Origin of the sequence: Acutalibacter sp. JLR.KK004 (genome assembly GCF_036941085.1) — a bacterium.
Lineage (GTDB): Bacteria > Bacillota > Clostridia > Oscillospirales > Acutalibacteraceae > Acutalibacter.
Genome location: NZ_JAYMNQ010000001.1, coordinates 283,303 through 301,169 on the forward strand (window position 1 = coordinate 283,303; position 17,867 = coordinate 301,169).

Annotated in this window: 17 protein-coding genes and 1 pseudogene; 14 read left to right on the forward strand and 4 right to left on the reverse strand. The window is 42.6% G+C overall.

Annotated elements, in window-relative coordinates; all coding sequences use genetic code 11:
* Positions 1-158 precede the first annotated feature (158 nt).
* Both VSQ30_RS01715 and VSQ30_RS01720 read left to right on the forward strand, forming a co-directional pair.
* A complete protein-coding gene (locus VSQ30_RS01715) occupies positions 159-1,115 on the forward strand; it encodes a recombinase family protein (protein ID WP_334461550.1) in 957 nt (318 codons plus the stop codon).
* Positions 1,108-2,649, forward strand: a complete 1,542-nt coding sequence (locus VSQ30_RS01720; RefSeq protein ID WP_334461552.1) for a recombinase family protein — start codon at positions 1,108-1,110, stop codon at positions 2,647-2,649. The genes VSQ30_RS01715 and VSQ30_RS01720 overlap by 8 nt, the downstream gene beginning before the upstream one ends.
* Here the strand turns inward: VSQ30_RS01720 and VSQ30_RS01725 are convergent.
* Together VSQ30_RS01725 and VSQ30_RS01730 are read right to left on the reverse strand one after the other, a co-directional pair.
* Positions 2,542-3,855: a tyrosine-type recombinase/integrase gene (locus VSQ30_RS01725; RefSeq protein WP_334461554.1), complete on the reverse strand. Its 1,314-nt coding sequence runs from the start codon at positions 3,853-3,855 to the stop codon at positions 2,542-2,544. The genes VSQ30_RS01720 and VSQ30_RS01725 overlap by 108 nt on opposite strands.
* Before the next feature lie 118 nt (positions 3,856-3,973).
* Positions 3,974-4,594 carry a helix-turn-helix domain-containing protein gene (locus tag VSQ30_RS01730; protein ID WP_334461557.1) on the reverse strand — a complete coding sequence of 207 codons (621 nt, stop codon included), beginning with the start codon at positions 4,592-4,594 and terminating at the stop codon, positions 3,974-3,976.
* A 175-nt stretch (positions 4,595-4,769) separates the two neighbouring features.
* Between VSQ30_RS01730 and VSQ30_RS01735 the strand changes: the two genes are divergently transcribed.
* Together VSQ30_RS01735 and VSQ30_RS01740 are read left to right on the forward strand one after the other, a co-directional pair.
* Positions 4,770-5,000: an excisionase family DNA-binding protein gene (locus tag VSQ30_RS01735; protein ID WP_120424497.1), complete on the forward strand. Its 231-nt coding sequence runs from the start codon at positions 4,770-4,772 to the stop codon at positions 4,998-5,000.
* Positions 5,001-5,471: 471 nt separating this feature from the next.
* Positions 5,472-6,752: a plasmid recombination protein gene (locus VSQ30_RS01740; protein WP_334461559.1), complete on the forward strand. Its 1,281-nt coding sequence runs from the start codon at positions 5,472-5,474 to the stop codon at positions 6,750-6,752.
* A gap of 241 nt (positions 6,753-6,993) precedes the next feature.
* Here the strand turns inward: VSQ30_RS01740 and VSQ30_RS01745 are convergent, their stop codons facing one another.
* Positions 6,994-8,052 (reverse strand): HindVP family restriction endonuclease, encoded by a 1,059-nt coding sequence (locus VSQ30_RS01745; RefSeq protein ID WP_334461561.1) that lies wholly within the window; start codon positions 8,050-8,052, stop codon positions 6,994-6,996.
* Between the two features lie 142 nt (positions 8,053-8,194).
* Here VSQ30_RS01745 and VSQ30_RS01750 point away from each other — a divergent pair, with 142 nt between their 5' ends.
* Genes VSQ30_RS01750 through VSQ30_RS01765 form a run of 4 tightly spaced genes read left to right on the forward strand, consistent with a single transcriptional unit; the run spans position 8,195 to position 11,294 of the window.
* Complete coding sequence (locus VSQ30_RS01750; RefSeq protein ID WP_334461562.1) at positions 8,195-9,352, forward strand: DNA cytosine methyltransferase; 1,158 nt, start codon at positions 8,195-8,197, stop codon at positions 9,350-9,352.
* 9 nt (positions 9,353-9,361) lie between these two features.
* Positions 9,362-9,778 (forward strand): very short patch repair endonuclease, encoded by a 417-nt coding sequence (locus VSQ30_RS01755; protein ID WP_334461563.1) that lies wholly within the window; start codon positions 9,362-9,364, stop codon positions 9,776-9,778.
* 1 nt (position 9,779) lies between these two features.
* On the forward strand, positions 9,780-10,268 hold the full coding sequence (locus VSQ30_RS01760) for an SIR2 family protein (RefSeq protein ID WP_334461565.1): 489 nt from the start codon (positions 9,780-9,782) through the stop codon (positions 10,266-10,268).
* A gap of 42 nt (positions 10,269-10,310) precedes the next feature.
* Entirely contained in the window at positions 10,311-11,294 is a 984-nt protein-coding gene (locus VSQ30_RS01765) for an SIR2 family protein (RefSeq protein ID WP_334464763.1), read from the forward strand.
* A 131-nt stretch (positions 11,295-11,425) separates the two neighbouring features.
* Here VSQ30_RS01765 and VSQ30_RS01770 read toward each other — a convergent pair whose 3' ends face one another.
* Positions 11,426-11,665 (reverse strand): DUF6061 family protein, encoded by a 240-nt coding sequence (locus VSQ30_RS01770; protein WP_334461567.1) that lies wholly within the window; start codon positions 11,663-11,665, stop codon positions 11,426-11,428.
* Between the two features lie 430 nt (positions 11,666-12,095).
* On the opposite strand from VSQ30_RS01770, the gene VSQ30_RS01775 reads away from it, so the two are divergent.
* The 6 genes and pseudogenes from VSQ30_RS01775 to VSQ30_RS01805 all read left to right on the forward strand — a co-directional run bounded on the left by VSQ30_RS01775 (position 12,096) and on the right by VSQ30_RS01805 (position 17,863).
* Positions 12,096-12,590 carry a helix-turn-helix domain-containing protein gene (locus VSQ30_RS01775; protein WP_334464764.1) on the forward strand — a complete coding sequence of 165 codons (495 nt, stop codon included), beginning with the start codon at positions 12,096-12,098 and terminating at the stop codon, positions 12,588-12,590.
* A gap of 253 nt (positions 12,591-12,843) precedes the next feature.
* Positions 12,844-15,231 (forward strand): ABC transporter permease, encoded by a 2,388-nt coding sequence (locus tag VSQ30_RS01780; RefSeq protein WP_334461570.1) that lies wholly within the window; start codon positions 12,844-12,846, stop codon positions 15,229-15,231.
* Between the two features lie 18 nt (positions 15,232-15,249).
* Positions 15,250-15,996, forward strand: a pseudogene (locus VSQ30_RS01785) (ABC transporter ATP-binding protein); the annotation flags it as partial.
* 39 nt (positions 15,997-16,035) lie between these two features.
* Positions 16,036-16,479 carry an ATP-binding protein gene (locus VSQ30_RS01790; RefSeq protein WP_334464766.1) on the forward strand — a complete coding sequence of 148 codons (444 nt, stop codon included), beginning with the start codon at positions 16,036-16,038 and terminating at the stop codon, positions 16,477-16,479.
* A 96-nt stretch (positions 16,480-16,575) separates the two neighbouring features.
* On the forward strand, positions 16,576-17,136 hold the full coding sequence (locus tag VSQ30_RS20730; protein ID WP_502876166.1) for a cysteine-rich KTR domain-containing protein: 561 nt from the start codon (positions 16,576-16,578) through the stop codon (positions 17,134-17,136).
* A 217-nt stretch (positions 17,137-17,353) separates the two neighbouring features.
* Entirely contained in the window at positions 17,354-17,863 is a 510-nt protein-coding gene (locus VSQ30_RS01805) for a hypothetical protein (RefSeq protein ID WP_334461572.1), read from the forward strand.
* Positions 17,864-17,867 lie beyond the last annotated feature (4 nt).

Here is a 17,867-nt window from a genome sequence, read left to right on the forward strand (position 1 = left end):
CTTTTTCCATTACAATACGCCCTTTGGTGGGGGCAGACTGGGAGGTGATAAGGAACCATTTCACATAAAGGACAAACGGGCAGCAACCCGGTAATACCGATTTTAATTCATATCAGCCGCACAGTAACTGACGGATGTTCAGCTACTGTGCGGCTTTTTTGTTTATAGATACGCCCGGTCACTATCTGGCTCAAACCGGCCTGATTACCAATAAGCGGCTCATGGGCAGCGGAAAATGGCAGACATGGACAGTTTCCAAGATTTTAGCGGATGAAGTCTACATGGGCGATATGGTGCAGGGGAAATCGAAAACGGTCGGCCACAAGCAGGTTCCCACTGACCGCTCTGAATGGATTGTCGTGCGGGGAACCCATGAACCGCTGATTGCCCGCGAACTGTACGAAAGGGTGCAGGCTGTCCGGGAACATGCGGCTGCAAAGCAGGGGACGGAAAAAATCCCCTACACGGAGAACATTCTCCGGGGACGTATTTTCTGTGGCTGCTGCGGGAAGAACCTGCACCGGCAGAGGTCACGGGGGATATACTCCTACCGCTGTATTGCCAATGACCGGATGGGCGTTCAGTATTGTCCGGGTGGTGTTACCCATCTGCCGGAAAAAAGGCTGTTTGACGCGCTTTTAGCCATTATCCGCAAACACGCCGAGGTTGTGGTGGGAACCCACGCAAAGCTGAAACATCAGGATTACAAAATCACTGCGAAAAAGGCGGAAATGACCGCCGAAATCTCTAAGTTACAGCAGGAAACGGAACGCAACCGGGTATTCTTAACCAGCCTGTATGAGAACTTCGTTACCGGCATCCTGACCGGCACAGAGTATCACGAAATGAAAGCCGACTATACACAGAAAATCGAAACGGCAGTCCTGCGTGTGCAGCAGCTTCAAAGTAAGCAGAAAGCGCTGGAAAATCAAATGGAACGCTATACGGATATAGCCAAACGGCTGGCGGCAGTCAGCGAAGATACCGCCTTATCCGCCCTGCTGGTAAACCAGTTGATTGACTGCGTTACCGTCAACAGCGCAGAGGACATTCATGTGAAATTCAAATTTGAGAGCGGCTTTGAGCGGCTGATGGAGGTGCTGGAAGATGTATAAACCCTATGTGATTGGCCTTTATATCCGGCTTTCCTCCGAGGACAGCAAGGTGGGGAGTTTCAGCATTGAGAACCAGAAGCGGGCGCTTCACCAGTACGCCGATGCGATGGAGGATGCCGCCCATGCGGAGGTATTGGAATTTGTAGACAACGGTTACAGCGGGACAAACTTTGAACGGCCCGCCGTGCAGGAACTTCTGGACAAGGTACGCGAGGGCGCGGTCAACTGCATCATCGTCAAGGACTTTACCCGTTTTGGGCGCAACAGCATTGAGGTCGGATATTTTATGGAGCGCGTCTTTCCGCTGTATGGGGTACGGTTTATTTCCCTGAATGACGGCTTTGACAGCGATACGCTGCATGGCGACACGGGCGGTATCAATGTGGCGTTTCAGTACCTGATCAGCGAATTTTACAGCCGTGACCTCTCCATCAAGTACAAAACCGCCAAGTATGTGAAATTCCGGCGGGGAGAATACCAGAGCATGTTATGTCCCTACGGTTACCAGAAAGGCACGGACGGGCGCATGGAGCCGGATGAGGAAACAGCCCCCAATGTCCGGCTTATCTTTGAACTGGCAGGGCGCGGCTGTACTTCCAGCGAAATCATTCAGGAACTGTACGAGCGCAAAATCCCCACACCAGGCGAATACAAAGCATCCAAGGGAAGAAAGATTCACGATATTTCCAGAACCCATCAGATTTGGCAGAGATCGACCATTCGGAACATCTTGCTGGATGAACGCTACATTGGCACTTATGTCATGGGCAGGAAACAGGTGGTCGAGGTGGGGAGCAGCCGGGTACGGAACCGTGATGAAAGCGAATGGTTCAGGATTCCCGACCACCATCCGGCTATTATCAGCAAAGAGCTGTTCCAGCGGGTGCAGGAATTAAAGCCGAAAAAAAGCTGCATAAAGAAAAACGTACATCTGTACCCCCTGCGCGGCAAGGTCTTTTGCGGCTGCTGCGGACACGCAATGCCGCGCAATCCAAGTAAAAGCCATTTCTTTGTCTGCAAGCATACAGAGGTGGATCAGTCTGCTGCCTGCCACGGCCTGCGGATTGCTGAAAAGGACTTGGAAGCAATCCTCTATGAGATTATTTCCAGGCAGGCGCAGGTGATTTTGAACGTGGAGAACCTTTCAAATGCCAGCCTGCTGGATACTAAGATTGCAACGCATACGGAATACAGCCAGCGCGTAGAAAGCTGTCTTGACCGGAAACGGGTGCTATATGAGCAGGTTTTACTGAAAGAGATTACCCTGGAGGACTACAAGGCACAGAAAGCCGATGTGGATGCGGAACTGGAACGGCTGCGGCAAGTCCAGGGCGCACTCTCCGCTGAAATCGCCCAAGCGAAAATGGACGCAAAAACAAAAAACGCCAGACTGGAACTGGCGCAGGAAATTTCAGCCGCCAGCGGATTAAATACCGCCCTGACTGACGCACTGATTGAACGTGTGGATATTCACCCCGGAAATCAGGTTGATATTGTCTGGAAAATGAAAGACTTCTGTACAGAGGGAATGTGATGGGGCGCAAAAATCGGCCTTAAAAACTCTGGAATTTCTTAAAAAACTTTTTGTCTTGTGCTTGACATACGGGTGTCTTAGTGTGTGGAAGTGGAAACCCTCTAACTCCGGTACTTTTCTTGCCGCTGTCCGGCAGGCTGTTTCTACGGTGGCGGGAAGTTCAAGACAGCCATCTTCCCTCAGACATACAAAAGAGATTTCCGTATAATCCTCCGGTGTATCTTCTGTCATTGACAGGTTGTAATACTCATAATGCACCCTGTTTTTCTCTGTGACTTCCCTGTAGAAATTCCTGTGATAGAGTTCGCCATACTGCATACGGTTTTTAAGCTGCTGTTTTCTTGCTTTCTTTAAGATGTCAGCAAGGGCGTTTCCAAAATCAACTGTACGCACTTTTTTCCTCTTGGTCGAGCCGATTTCGTGCTTATGGGTAGCGCCGTTGTAACGGACGCTCCTGCGGACTGTCAGATATTGTTCCTCAAGGTTGATGTCCTGCCAAGTCAGACCTGCCACTTCCCCAAGCCTGAGTCCTGTGAAATAGGCTATCTGTATGGGCAGGATTGCGTCTTTGCTGCGTTTTCCAAGCTGTGCAGTCAGTTTTTGATACTGCTCATACGAAATAGGCTTGACCTTGCCTGTGTCAGTGTCCGTTTCCTCCGCAAACAAATCCATATCGTCCTTTTTGTGCCTCATTACCACATACTGCATGGGATTGAATGTGATGTACTGTTTGGGAAACACTGCAAAACGGAAGGACTGCTGCAATACTGCGGAATAAGACCGTATATAGTCAATGGAATATCCCTTTGAAACAAAGTCCTCAACCGTTCCGCCGAATGAGAGCAAATCCATAAACTGCTGTAAATGCCCCGAAGTGACCGTTTTGAGTTTCCGTCTGCTTACAGGGTGTTGTTTAATGCGGTTAATTGCCTGTAAATAAGTACCGACAGTGCCATTGCTCAATGTTCCTGTCTTTAATTCTTCCTCCGCCCATGTGTCAAGCAACTGTCCGAGAGTGATATTGTCCGCCTTTGCAATGAATTTCTTGCTTTCATAGTCCTCCATTGCCTGCCTTAACAGCTTTTCCATTTCGCTTTTGCTTTCTGTTCCTGCACACTCTTTCTGTACCATGTTACCGCTTGCGTCCTCCACATAAAAGCGGTAGTACCATTTTTTACCTTTCTTCCGCACTGATCCTTTTGCCATAATCCTTTCTCCTTTCAATGAACGCATTTTAAGCGTATGTAGTCATTGAACAGATATGGCAGTCGGAACTGATGGAATGCTTTCTGAAAATAAGGATAGCATAAAATCTGCTGTCCCGCTATACCGAATCGGAATCTTCCCCTGATAAAAGACCGGAAAGCCTTGCAGCGGCGGCGTCAGGGTTTTTGGAGTAGAGCCTCACTATATCGCCCATATCATTAAGGGCATTTACAGTGTGGGTAATCTCCCGCAGGAACATGATTTCATTATATTCCCTGTCCGATTCAAATCCCATTGTTTTTGCAAGCTGTGCGCTTTCCTTGTTGCCCTTAAACTTCCTGCACGCAAGGCGGAACGATTCCACAAACAGCTCATATTCCTGCAACATCAGCAGCAACAGGTCTTTTGAAAAGTCTGATTCGGAAGTTTCCATGTCATAGGGCAGCTTTGAAAGAATGGAGGACATGGCGTCACGGATTAACATTTCCTTTTTATCCGTAATGTCAGATTCATATTCCTCCGTTTCGCCTTTCAGCCATTCTACGGAAACATGGAGTGCGTCTGCCAGACCATCAAGGACAAGTTTCTTAGTGTTGTCAATCGTTCCTGCCTCGTACCTCTGAATGGTGGATGCGGTAACGCCCATTTTTTCAGCAACATAAGGCTGGTTGACGCCTAATTCCAATCTACGCTGTTTTGCCCTGATGCCGATTACCTTGCGCAGCTCTTTGTCTTTCATGTTGGTTTTCCTCCTTTATCGGTATGGTTAGAGTATACCATATCAAAACCATTATTGCAATATGCAAGTTAAAAATAATTTTTAAAATAACATAACGCTTGACAAGGAAATATAAATGATGTATAGTAAGCATACTATAAAAATTGCATATTGCAATTTAAGAGGAGGAGAATGAATGACAGAAATGAAGATTGCCCTTTCGATTGAGGAGGCGGCAGACTACACGGGTGTTGGTCGGAACACACTAAGGAAACTGGTAGAGTGGAATAAGCTCCCTGTATTGAAAGTGGGGAGAAAGGTACTTATCAAAAAGGACATTCTGGAAATGTTTATGACTGTCAATGAGGGAAGGGATTTGAGGGACAAGGGCAATGTCAAAGCAGTAACAAGAAAATCGGCTGTATAAAAGGCAGGCGCATGGTGGCAGTGAACTTAAAAAATGCAATCATTTTTGGAAAATGAACTCAAAAAATGCAGTCACTTTTGAAGAATGAACTTAAAAAGTAAGTTCACTGAAAAAACTGTGATATAGGTTCCATAAAAAATGAACTTAAAAAGTGCAATCATTTTGAAGAAAATCAGTTGACCGCCGGCAACAGCAGAAATGCAATTCAGCATAACCCGTATATTGGGTACAAATAAGGATAACAGGGACGGGCAGAAATAAAAGGATTGCCAATAAAATAAGCATTGAACAGCCGGAAAACTGTTTCCAATATGCTGAAAGCACATTTCACTGGATACCCTCGGAGAGCCCCCGCAGTATTGGCGAAGGCAATGGAACATTGACTTTGACAATACTGCTAGGGGGTTATCATCTATGGCGGAGCCAAGATGATAACCGCACTGCTTTAACACGAAATCAGGGAGGAAGGACATGGGAGAAATCTCTTTCAGCAACCATATCAGCAACAAGAAAAGTGCAATCAACAGCAAAGCAAAACTCGCCGGAGTTGCAAAACACAATCTGAGGAAGTATCATTCGCAGGATTACAGTAGGGATAACATCACGCTTCTTTATGGGACAACCAATCTCATGCAGGACGTGAAAAATGTTTACCGTAGAGAGTTTGACGCTGCCCTGCATGAATACAATGCAAAGCAGACAAGACCGGAAAGACGGATTGGCGATTATTTTGAACATGTGTCCGAAACGGAACAGGATATGGCGGTGGAAGTCATCATACAATGCGGGGATAAAAAATTCTGGGAGCAGAACAGCGGGGACAAAATATTTATGAAACAGGTCTATAAGCAGCTCCTTTTGAAACTGCAGGAGTATCTGCCGGATTTTAAGATTGCAAATGCGGTAGTCCATTTTGATGAGGCAAGCCCGCATATGCACGTTGTAGGTGTTCCAGTAGGGAGAGGGTTTAAGCGTGGCTTGCCAACAAAAGTGTCAAAGCGGTCCGTATTCACGCCCCAAGTCCTGTCGGAAGTTTTGCAGGATAAAATGCGGGCAGACGCCAACCACTATATGAAAGCTATCTTCCAACAGGAAGTAAAGGAAAAGAAAAAGGGAAAAAACCATGACCTGACGGTTGCGGAATACAAAGTTGCAAAAGAGGAAGAAAAGATTGAAAAACTATCAACGGATAAAATAGGACTGGAGGCTGACATTCTCGTTCTGAACCATAAAAAGTCCACTACGCAGAGGGTATTGGACGAATTGGACGGGGAGATTGAAAGTTCCAATATCTTTCTGAAAGCACTTCAAAAGATAAAGCAGTTTATACAGTCATATCTTCCCTTTGCGCCGCTGATTGAGGAATTTGCGAACCATGTGGAGCGTGGTTCGGATATTGAGGCAGGAAACAGCTTTCGGGGATTGTTTACCGCACTTGGGGAGCTGCTCAATTCTTTCAAGGAAATCATCGTGGACGGACTGTGCTGGTTTCCACGCCTTATGCGGTGGCAGACTTCAAAGGGTGAAGTTTCCCCTGTGTTTGAAGATTATAGGAATGAGGGGTACTGTTATCGTTTGAAATCCTATATGGATATCCACACAAGGCAGGAATACCCAAAGGAACTGATACAGCCGGAAATCAAGCCTGAAAACCGCACAGGCACAATAGAGCAGTTGGCGCAGAATGTGGAGGCTGTCGAAAAGCAGGTACAGCTCATGGGTGTAAAAACGAGCCGGAATCAGATGTATTAAACTGGACAGTTATAACGCTGCAGATAAAAACCTAAAATCTTGCATTACGCAAAAGGACGCTTTCATTCTGTGAAAATGTCCTTTTGTGTATATCATTATTTAAATTCGTTTGCTTTGAATGCAAGTCTTATTTTGTCCTGTAACTAGAACAACTGATGACAAATTACAGAAGACAGAGAAATTTGTTTCTGCACTTTGCAGATACACAAGCCTATAAATAGCATTGTGTCGGCTCTGATTTCTAATTTTTCTCCCTCATAGTAAAGTATAACGTTTGGTCAAATCTGCGTTCGGGCATGAGACGGTCAATATATCCCGGTTCAATGATTTCATGTACGATATTTTTATTTAAGGCAAGATTTTGTATTCGGTCGGTAGTCACATATTTTCGCCAAAGGGAGCCGCCAATGGCAAATTCTTTGTCTGTTTGATTGCCAAATGCCATTTGACGATAAATGTCAACCACTCTTATTTTTCCAGATTTGCTTAGCTCCCATAAGCATCTTGCCAATCTTGCGGAAGCCCTCATTCCACGTCTCATAGTTTCAGCGGGAAGGGCGGAATTATCAAGAAATAATCGGGAAAACGCATAATCGCTCCATATTACTATATCGAAAGCTTGGTCGGTTAAAATGGGGGATTGTCCCTGTGTTTTCCATAATGTTTGCATTAGCAACGGTTTTTGATATGTATAGTAAGCTAATTGGAAGTCGTCAATGGCTTTGCATAAAGAAGGCATTTTATGCGTCATCTCGTAATCATTATCCCACATTTGGATAGAAGAACAAGCGGTTTCAAATATTTCGCGAATGTCTTTTGAAAAACTTCTTACTGAATCGAACATACCTAAAGCGCAATAAGAGGTAGTGGCAGAACGTACAACAATTTCCGAACCCCATTTTTCTTCTGGCAATACGCTTGTTTGCGAAGTGGGAATTACCGTTAATTTGACTTCTAAAGGAGAAAGATAATTACCATCCATATCTTTTACAACCAAATCAATACCGTCAATCGCATCAAAAGAAAATTGTTGATAAGGCGCATATACGGATTCAAAGCAGAAATATAAATCACGGGATGTCTTATTTCCACAGTTAAATACTTCATTAAGAGAAATTTCACTTGGCTGGATAATGAGTTTATTGTCGCTAACATCAAGTGTGATATATATAGCTTTAATATTTTTGTCTAACATATAGCAAGCGGTTGAGGTGGGAAAACTCGAATTAAAACAGTTTTTGCCCCAATGGTCGTTCACTGTTCTATTGGAATTGAATATTCCATACAATCCATTTGACATAGTTATGTACTCCTTAAAAATATATTTTGAACGTTGACGTCAAATGCTTGACGTCAAAGAAATTTTACGATATACTAAAAAGCAAATAAAATCCATTCTTATTATAATGTTTTTTGCGATGGATTTCAAGTGGAGGATTAGGATGAAAATAGTAGATTTATTTGCGGGATGCGGGGGAATGTCTCTAGGATTCCAAAATGCGGGATTTAATATTGTTGCAGCGTTTGAGTTTTGGGATGTAGCTGTAGAATGTTATAGAAAGAATTTTAATCACCCTGTTTTTTGCGTTGATTTGTCGGATGTGAATAATGCGGTTGAACAAATAAAGACGTTTGCTCCAGAGGTGATTATAGGGGGGCCGCCTTGTCAAGATTTTTCACATGCAGGAAAACGTATTGAGGCTTCACGGGCAAGTTTGACAGAATCGTATGCGCAAATTATTGATAAGGTACGCCCGAAATACTTTGTTATGGAGAATGTAGACAGGGCAGAAAAAAGCACCGCATTTGAAAATGCAAAAAAAAATTTAAAAAAAGCAGGATATGGACTAACGCAAATGGTATTAGACGCTAGTAAATGTGGAGTTCCTCAAAAGAGAAAGAGATTTTTTTGTATAGGAGCATTGGGGCAAGCAGATAATTTTATGCAGGATATTCTTAAAAGTGGAGTTAGTAAAAAATCAACTACTCTGAGAGATTATTTTGGCGATACTCTTGATTTTGAATACTATTATCGGCATCCAAGAAATTATAATCGTCGGGCGGTTTTTTCTATTGACGAACCCGCTCCAACAATGAGAGGAGTTAATCGTCCTGTGCCGAAAGGTTATCCCGGTCATCCGAACGACGCCTGTCCTGTTTCAGATAAAATTAGAGCGTTGACAACGCTTGAACGCTCTTTGATTCAAACTTTTCCCGCTACGTTCAAATGGTGTGGGAATAAAACTGAAATGGAGCAGATGATAGGGAATGCCGTTCCCGTAAAGTTGGCGGAATATGTCGCTTTAAAACTAAAAGATTATATAAAATCGGAACAAAAAATTGAGGTAAATAAAGAACCTTTTGTTGATTGGCTTATAGACGTTCAAAATTTCACGCCGAGAACGGCAAGCGATACATTGTCAAGAATTCGGCGGGCGGATAGAATTTGTCCATTGGAAGGCGCGCCTAATGATTTTTATTATTGCACTTTACAACAAACAGATGAATATATTGAATTATCTACGTCTGTTCGGTCTCAAATTAAAAGGGCATTAACGCTTTATTACATTTATATTGTTCAAAATGGGATAAGAGCATAGGTGATAAGTATGGCGGATGTTTTTGACGAAAGAAAACGCTCTGAAATTATGAGTAAGGTACGCTCAAAAAATAATAAATCTACGGAATTAAAGCTGATACAGCTTTTTAAGGAAAACAATATAGTGGGTTGGAAACGCAATTATCCAGTAAAGGGGCACCCTGATTTTGTTTTCCTTGATAAAAAGATTGCAATATTTGTCGATGGTTGCTTTTGGCATGGGCATGATTGCAGGAATACCCGCCCTTCTGATAATGCTGATTATTGGACAAAAAAGCGAGAACGCAATATGAAACATGATAAGGAAATTACGGTGTTGTTTGAACAACGCGGGTGGACTGTTATACGGATTTGGGAGTGCGAGCTGAAGAAAAAGAATAGGGAGAATCTCATATCACGATTAAAAACTGAACTTGGAGATGTATAAGATGGATATAGAAGAATTTATTGCTAATTATAAAAATCATCCAGTTATGTTTATTGGTACTGGATTAAGTTTGCGGTATTTGACAAATTCTTATAGTTGGGAGAATTTGCTAAAGAACATAGCTTTGGAGTTTAATCCGAATGAGGAATATTATTTAGATATAAAGGCTAAATATATGAAAGGTCAGTATTGTGCTTATGAAAAGGTAGCTACTGATTTAGAAAAAGATTTCAATGACTATTTGCAAAAAAACAGGAATGGGAAATTTGAACGTATTAATGATTTATTTTATAAAAACATGAAGAAAGGTATTAATATAAGTCGATTCAAATTGTATATTTCTGATTTGCTTAGTAACACAGAAATTAAGGATTGCGTACTTGCTGAAATAGCTGAGTTGAAAAAAGCAAGGAAAAATATAGGTTCTATTATAACAACAAATTATGATAAAATGATAGAAGATATATTTTCGTTTAATCCCTTAATTTGAAATGATATTTTACTTAGCAATCCCTACGGCTCGGTATATAAAATTCATGGTTGCGTATCTTCTCCTGATAAAATTATAATTACAGAAGATGATTACAATAAATTTGATGAAAGATATGAATTGATACGGGCGCAATTATTATCTTTATTTATACATAACCCTATTATTTTTGTCGGCTACAACATTGGGGATAAAAATATAAAAGATATATTAAGGACTATATTTTCGTATGTCGATTATAACTCAGAAGAATCAAAAAAGATAAGAGATAATTTTCTTTTGATAGAGTATGAAGAAGGGTTGGATAATACAGAAGTTGTAGAGCATGATATAGATATAGAGGGGTTTCCGACAATACGAATCAATAAATTAAAAACAGATAATTTCGTGGCGCTTTATCAAGCGGTAGCGAATTTGGTTCTGCCTGTTTCGGCAATGGATATCAGAAAAGTGCAAAGTGTTGTTCGTGAAATCTATTCGGGTGGTAATATAAAAGTTTCCATTACAGAGGATTTGGATAATTTAAAAAATTCAGATAAGGTATTAGTCGTTGGTTCAAAAAATACTATTAAATATGAATTTCAAACTATATCAGAAATGATGGTTAATTATTTTCAAATTATAGAAGAATCAAATGCTCAATTATTAAAATTAATCAATAAACAGAAGATTCAAAGCACTCAGTATTTTCCTATATTTGCTTTTTCAGAAATATGTGGGGAAATTACTGAGGTGGATGCCTTGAAGGAACGGCAAAACGACAAAATTGAGAATATAATAAAAAATGCGCCAGAAATATGCTGCGGTACACATGCTACACCACAGGAAGTGATTGGAGATAAAGCTATTTCTCAAACATATAAAATTATCGAAATAATTTGTTCGATAGTAAACGGAAATATGGAAATGGCAAGTGTAGAAGATTATTTGCGTGCCTTTCCCAATAAACGAAGTACAGATTATCGGAAATTATTATGTGCTTATGACATGAAGAAATATACAAATAATGAACCAAGAATGGTATAGTTCTAGGATGTGATTTTTCATAAGCATTCCTTTGATTGTATTTGGATTAATGAAATTATAACATTCTTTTTTACAAATAAAGAGAGAACTGGTTTATATTTTGACCAGTTCTCTATACAAAGAAAAATATGTTACCACAATTCTAATGAATCTTCCGCATATACCCGTGCCTGCATACAACCATCAAGGTATAGTGTTGCATATTCAAGAGGATTATCTATTGCCAAAGCATTTAAGGCACATTCGGAACATGGCGTTGTTTTCAATCCTTCTTCCGCTTTTCCGCAGTCTATCCGTAAAACATATCCGTCAAAAGTTGTTACATCAATACAGTTATGGAGCACATTATACGTTGCATAAATAAATCTCATATCTTATCAGCCCTTTCTTGCCTGTGTTTTGGAGAAATTTGTGAAAGCATTCCAATCAGTTCTTCCTGTCCTGTTCATTTCATGTTATAATTTGTTACAGGTTTTTCTTTCCCTTATTTTTGCCCTTATGAGAGTTCGTAACATGAGGGAAAAGGATATAACACAAGGGAAAGTCTAAGGGCAAACTCACTTGCTATAAATTTAGTGTTTTCAAGGGTTTGCGGACTTTTTGAAGATAAGATATAACAGTTAATAAATGCTATAAAAAGTGTCTTATCAGAATTCCAGTTTGTAGAACTGAAAAATCGGAATTGGTAGACATACCTTGTCGGGTAATAAAATAAGGCATTTCCCGCTTTGTGTCCTGTTTTTTATCAGGCAGTTTTGATAGGATTTTTCTGAAAGGAGGAAAAGCATAAACCAAGAAAAAATCGGAAAATTCTTAAAAGAACTCCGTAAGCAAAAAGGACTTACCCAAGAACAGATTGCAGAAAAATTTAATGTATCAAACAGAACAATATCCCGTTGGGAGAATGGCCACAATATGCCGGACTTAGATATCTTGATTGAACTATCAGATTATTATGAAGTTGACCTGCGGGAAATCCTAAATGGAGAAAGGAAAAGTGGGGATATGGATAAAGAAATGAAAGAAACTTTATTGCAGGCAGCGGATTATACAAATACAGAAGCGGAACGCTACAATAAGCGTGTACGCATATGTAATGGAATCGCATTATTTTTAATATTAGTATATATTATTATTAAAGACACAAGCCTTTATGATAATCCAACAGTTATGACAGGGCTGGATATTGTACAGGGGTTTGCAGTTGGGATGCTTTTCGTGGGTTTGCTATATTCAAGCCGTTATGGCGCAAGGATTAGAGCATTCAAGCATCGGCTGATAAAAAGGCAGGGATAACTTCCAATATATTATCTAAAGAGCCAGAAGCACAGACGCAGAGCCGACAGACTTGTGCGAAACCACAGTTTGTCGGCTCTCTTTATAGTCAAGAAAGCAATTTCTATAAAGTCAGCAGATTATATGTTCAGCTGACAGAGGGAATCTTGACTTTCGTCATCACGCTAAAAATTTGATTTCCGCAAACCGATTTAAGGATTATTTAATAACTTCTATGCTACAATCGAATCACAAAGCGAAAGGAGCAGCAGAAATGTATTTACAAATACTGAAAAAAGACCTTAAACGCAAAAAGGCGATGAACGTGATACTGCTGGTATTTATTATACTCGCATCGATGTTCATGTCCTCAGGCGTGAGCAATATCATCACGGTGACAACCGCGCTGGACAGCTATTTTGAAATGGCGGACGTGCCAGATTACTGGGTATTGAGCGAAAACAAATCCTCGGACAAGGACATTTGCGGGACACTTGAAAACGCCTCCGCGATAGACGAGTTCCGTATTGAGGAGTTTATCCGTATGTCCCAGTCCAATATTACGCGGTTCGGCGAGCCGCTTGACGATTCCAACGTCAATCAAATATTAGTATTACAGAGCGACAGAGATATGGGGATGAATTATTTTTTGGACGATGAAAGTATTCTTAAAAGCGTACCAAAAGGAGAAATTTACGTTGCCCGTTACATAGAGGAAAACATGGGACTTAAGGCAGGCGACAAAATTACTGTCGAAATAGAGGGCGTAAGTCGTGAGTTTACCTTTGCGGGCAGTTTCAGGGACGCTGTCTGCGGCACGGAATTGATAGGCATTAAAAGGTTTATCATTAACGGCGAGGAATTTGACGAATATATGTCCGACGAGACGATAAAAAATGTGTATGGCGGAAAATTCTTATACATACACACCGCCGACCTTGACAAGACCCTGTCTCAGATAGCGGATATATCGGACAGTTTTACATTTGAATGTGACGCAGATACACTGAATCAATCCTATATTTTTGATATGATAATCACGGGTTTTGTCCTTGTGGTGAGCCTTATTCTTATAATCATATCCTTTGCGGTGCTGCGATTCACCATATCTTTTACTCTCTCCGAGGAATTTCGCGAGATAGGTGTTATGAAAGCAATAGGTATACGGAACATAAAAATCCGAGGGCTGTACCTTACAAAATACTTCGCCATTTCCGCTATTGGCGCGGCAATTGGTTTAGCGTTCAGCTATCCGTTTGGCAAAATGCTTATGAGCTTGTCAACAAATTCGATTATTATCAATGAAGGAAATACCGTTTTTGTCAACGTTATCTGCGCAGTTTTGGTAACGGCTATCATTCTCCTGTTCTGTCTCGGCTGCACGGGCAGGGTAAGCAAAATGTCCCCTATCGATGCTGTTAGAAACGGGCAGACGGGAGAACGCTTCCGCAAAAAGAGCGTTATGAGCCTTGGAAAATCGCGGCTTGGCACGACGGTTTTCCTTGCCGCAAACGATATTGTAAGCAGTCCTAAACGCTACGCTGTCATCATCCTTACATTTTTTCTGTGTATGTCTCTGCTGATAATACTCTCCAATGCCACGGCGTCTCTTAAAAGCGGAAAGCTGCTGAAATATTTTGGGGAGGCGGACTGCCACGCCGTTACGGACATCGGCGATGAAGCTATGAAGTTTATGACCGAGGACGGACATGAAAAGGTTGAAAAATATCTTGAGGACATGGAGCAGACCCTTGCGGAAAACGGTATGCCCGCGGAATGTATGACGGAATATTACATTTATTCGATGATAGGACACGGCGAATATGAAAGCAAGACAGCTATACTTCAAGGTACGGGCACAGCAATGGATATGTACGAATATATAGAGGGTACTCCTCCCCAAAACAGCAACGAAATTGCAGTGACAACTCTTTTGGCAAAAAAGCTGGGTGCGGAAATAGGCGATACCGTTACCTTGTCCTACCCAACAGGTGAAACGGCGGAGTTCATCATAACCGCTCTGTATCAGTCAATGGTCAATCAGGGCATATCCGTAAGGGTTCATACCGACTGCGATATAAACTATATCGCAGCAAGCGGCTCCCCCGGTACACAGATAAAATTTACCGACGGCCCCGACGATAAGGAAGTATTAAGGAGAATTGAAAAGATTAAGGAACTTTATCCTAAGTTTTCAAGCGTTAAAACAGCGGGCGAAACCGTAAAGGACACCACCGGGGTCGGCGGCGCCATAGACGCTGTGAAAAAAATGTCCGCCGTCCTTACGGTAATTTTAGCTGCGCTTATAACCGTGCTTATGGAGCGTTCCTTTATCGCAAAGGAGCAGGCGGAGATTGCCCTCATGAAAGCCATAGGCGTGAGGAATGCCAAAATATACGGACAGCACACGTTAAGATTTTTCATTTCGGCAGCGGCGGCTGTACTTCTTGCGGAACTTTTTGGTATGCCCTTTACAAAGCTTTGCTTCGACCCAATTTTCGGAACAATGGGTCTTGAAATGGGCGTAGAATATATGCAAAACCCTGTGGAGATATACGCAGTATTCCCCGTTATCGTCCTTACCGCCACAGCCGTAAGCGCGTTTTTGACCGCTCTGTACACAAGAAAAATCAAATCCTCTGATACGGCAAACATTGAATAATGAAAGGAAGAAGCAATTATGAATATTCTCGAAGTAAAAGACCTTTGCAAAACGTATATCGTAAACAAGCGGCAGAATAATGTACTGAAAAATGTAAATTTCAAAATTGGCGAGGGAGAAATGGTTGCCGTTATGGGTCCGTCAGGCTCTGGAAAATCCACGCTGCTGTACGCAGTTTCGGGCATGGATAATTTTACCGCAGGAGAAGTGAGTTTCTGTGGGAAAAATATCGCAGGGATAGGTGAAAGAGAACTTGCAGACCTGCGCCTTGACGAAATGGGTTTTATCTTTCAGCAAATGTATATGCTGAAAAACCTCACCATACTGGATAATATCATACTTCCCGCAACGCAATCCAAAAAGCAGCGTGAACCCCGCAGGGAAACGGCGCGGCGCGGCCAGGACTTCATGCGCAGGCTCGGCATTATCGACATTGCCGACAATGACATCAACGAGGTTTCGGGCGGCCAGCTTCAGCGGGCGTGCATTTGCCGCAGTATGATAAACAATCCGAAAATGATTTTTGCCGACGAGCCGACAGGGGCTTTGAACCGCACTTCATCCGACGAGGTAATGGAGGAACTTGTAAAATTAAATTCCGAGGGAACAACGATTATGCTCGTTACCCACGATGTTAAGGTTGCGGCAAAATGCACAAGGGTCATGTACATTGTTGACGGGAACATAAAGGGAGAGTACGATTTAAGCGACTGTTCTACTCAGATGAGAGAACGGGAGCGCGCATTGAATAACTGGCTTTTGGAATCGGCTTCAAGAGAAGATTTCTTCAGCCTTGAAGTGAATATGGGCGAGTTTTATCTTTCGGAACTCGTTGAAAAAGTTGCGGGATATTACAAGGAAAAACTGGCGCTTATCAAAACAGATTTTATTATCGGGAAATATAAAAACTGCCTTCTATCGGGAGATTTGAGCAGGAGCGTTGAAGTGATGCAAAACATTATTGAAAATGCTCTCAAATACGGCGGTGGCAGACGTGTGGAATTGATTTTCCCCAAGGACGACGAATGCGTCCAAATTGCAATCATGAACGGCGGTTGTACGCTTGAGAAGGACGATTTGACGCATATTTTCGAGAGCTTTTGGCGCGGAGCAAATGCAGGAAACATTGGTGGCAACGGGCTGGGGCTTTACATTTGCAGGCAGCTCATGCGCAAGATGAATGGCGAGATTTATGCAGAGATTGACGGTGACATCATCACCGTTACCACCGTTTTCACAAGAGCGTGAATGATTGAGGATTGAAAAATCTTTGTAAATATATGTGAAGCAATTACATAGGAGAAACAGTCTATTGTCCCAAAACAACAGCGAGGTATTGGAAAGATGAAATTAGAATGGATACGCTGTCCTCTCTGCGGCAGTAAAACCCGTAACAGGATTAGAGAGGATAGCATTTTGAAAAACTACCCTCTTTACTGCCCGAAATGCAGGCAGGAAATCATATTGGTACAGTTTTCCTACCAGATCATTGATGAGGATACCCAGCCGCGAATGACGGGGTTCAGCTTGCGGATAAGCGTTTCCTGCTTGGTGGATTTATTGCTTTTAATGATGTCCCTCACCTTGCCGAGAAAAGCCTTAATTGCAGTCTTTGACGGATTTATGAGCAATTTATCGTTATATTTGCGGATATTTTTGCCCAGGAAATCAAGAAGGGTTTCCATGTTTTTGGCTTCTGTGATTATCGCAGGTAGCTTTATGGCAATGGCTGCATCTGCTGCACAGCCTGAAGAACATACCCATGGGTTTTGTTCGTCTTGTGAGACGGCGGTTGAGCCACAGCGCGCAGTTCCGTGCGGATGTGCTGGGTTTTACCGGAAGGTAATAGGCTGGTACCGCTGCGATAAGTGCGGCGATTTCATTGAAGGCAGTTACCTTTCTTAACGCTTTTCCGTATCATTTTTAACAACTAGGGCTTGTTTGAAAATAGAGAAAGTGCCGGATTTTTAAGACAAAACGAGGTGGTTTTCAAGGCGGAAACCGCAAGACAGGCTGTCGCCTGTCGAGGATTTCCAACACAGGAAACGCCTGTTTTGGACAAAAAGACGGTGTTTGCGATTTTTCAAACAAGCCCTAAGGTTCGAAGTAGAAGCACAGGCAATTGCGTGATGATAATGTGGCTGCCTGTGTTTTTTCGATTTCATGCAGTGAGAGTGTGGAAAAAGCTTTTGGAACGCACTTTTGCCCGCAAGGGCATCTTAGAAAACAAAAAGCGATTCGCCATGACATTCTCGGTGCTGGTGTTGTGCGCGTTTTTGCTGCCTACGGAGAATTCATATACTATCTGTCCGCGGGAGTGGGTGGGAATCTGGCAGGGGAATTGGGGCAAAACGAATTGATACAAGATTTCGGCACCTTGGTACAGTTGGGATCGGCAGAAGTGGACATCGGCACGGGAGACGAGAAGGCGCTGGCCCTGGGGCGCATCCACTTAGATATGGGCCATATGCCGGAGGGAGCGGATGAAATCGCTCTGGAGCCTGAGGTGCCACTGGCGTGCCATCTGTGGCCCAGGTGGAGTTTATCGTTAGCGGCATCCTTCGTGAGTATACTTCACTGTGGGGATTTGGTCTGGGCGGGCTGGTCTCGGAGGCAGGCGCAGAGCGCTTAGCGGG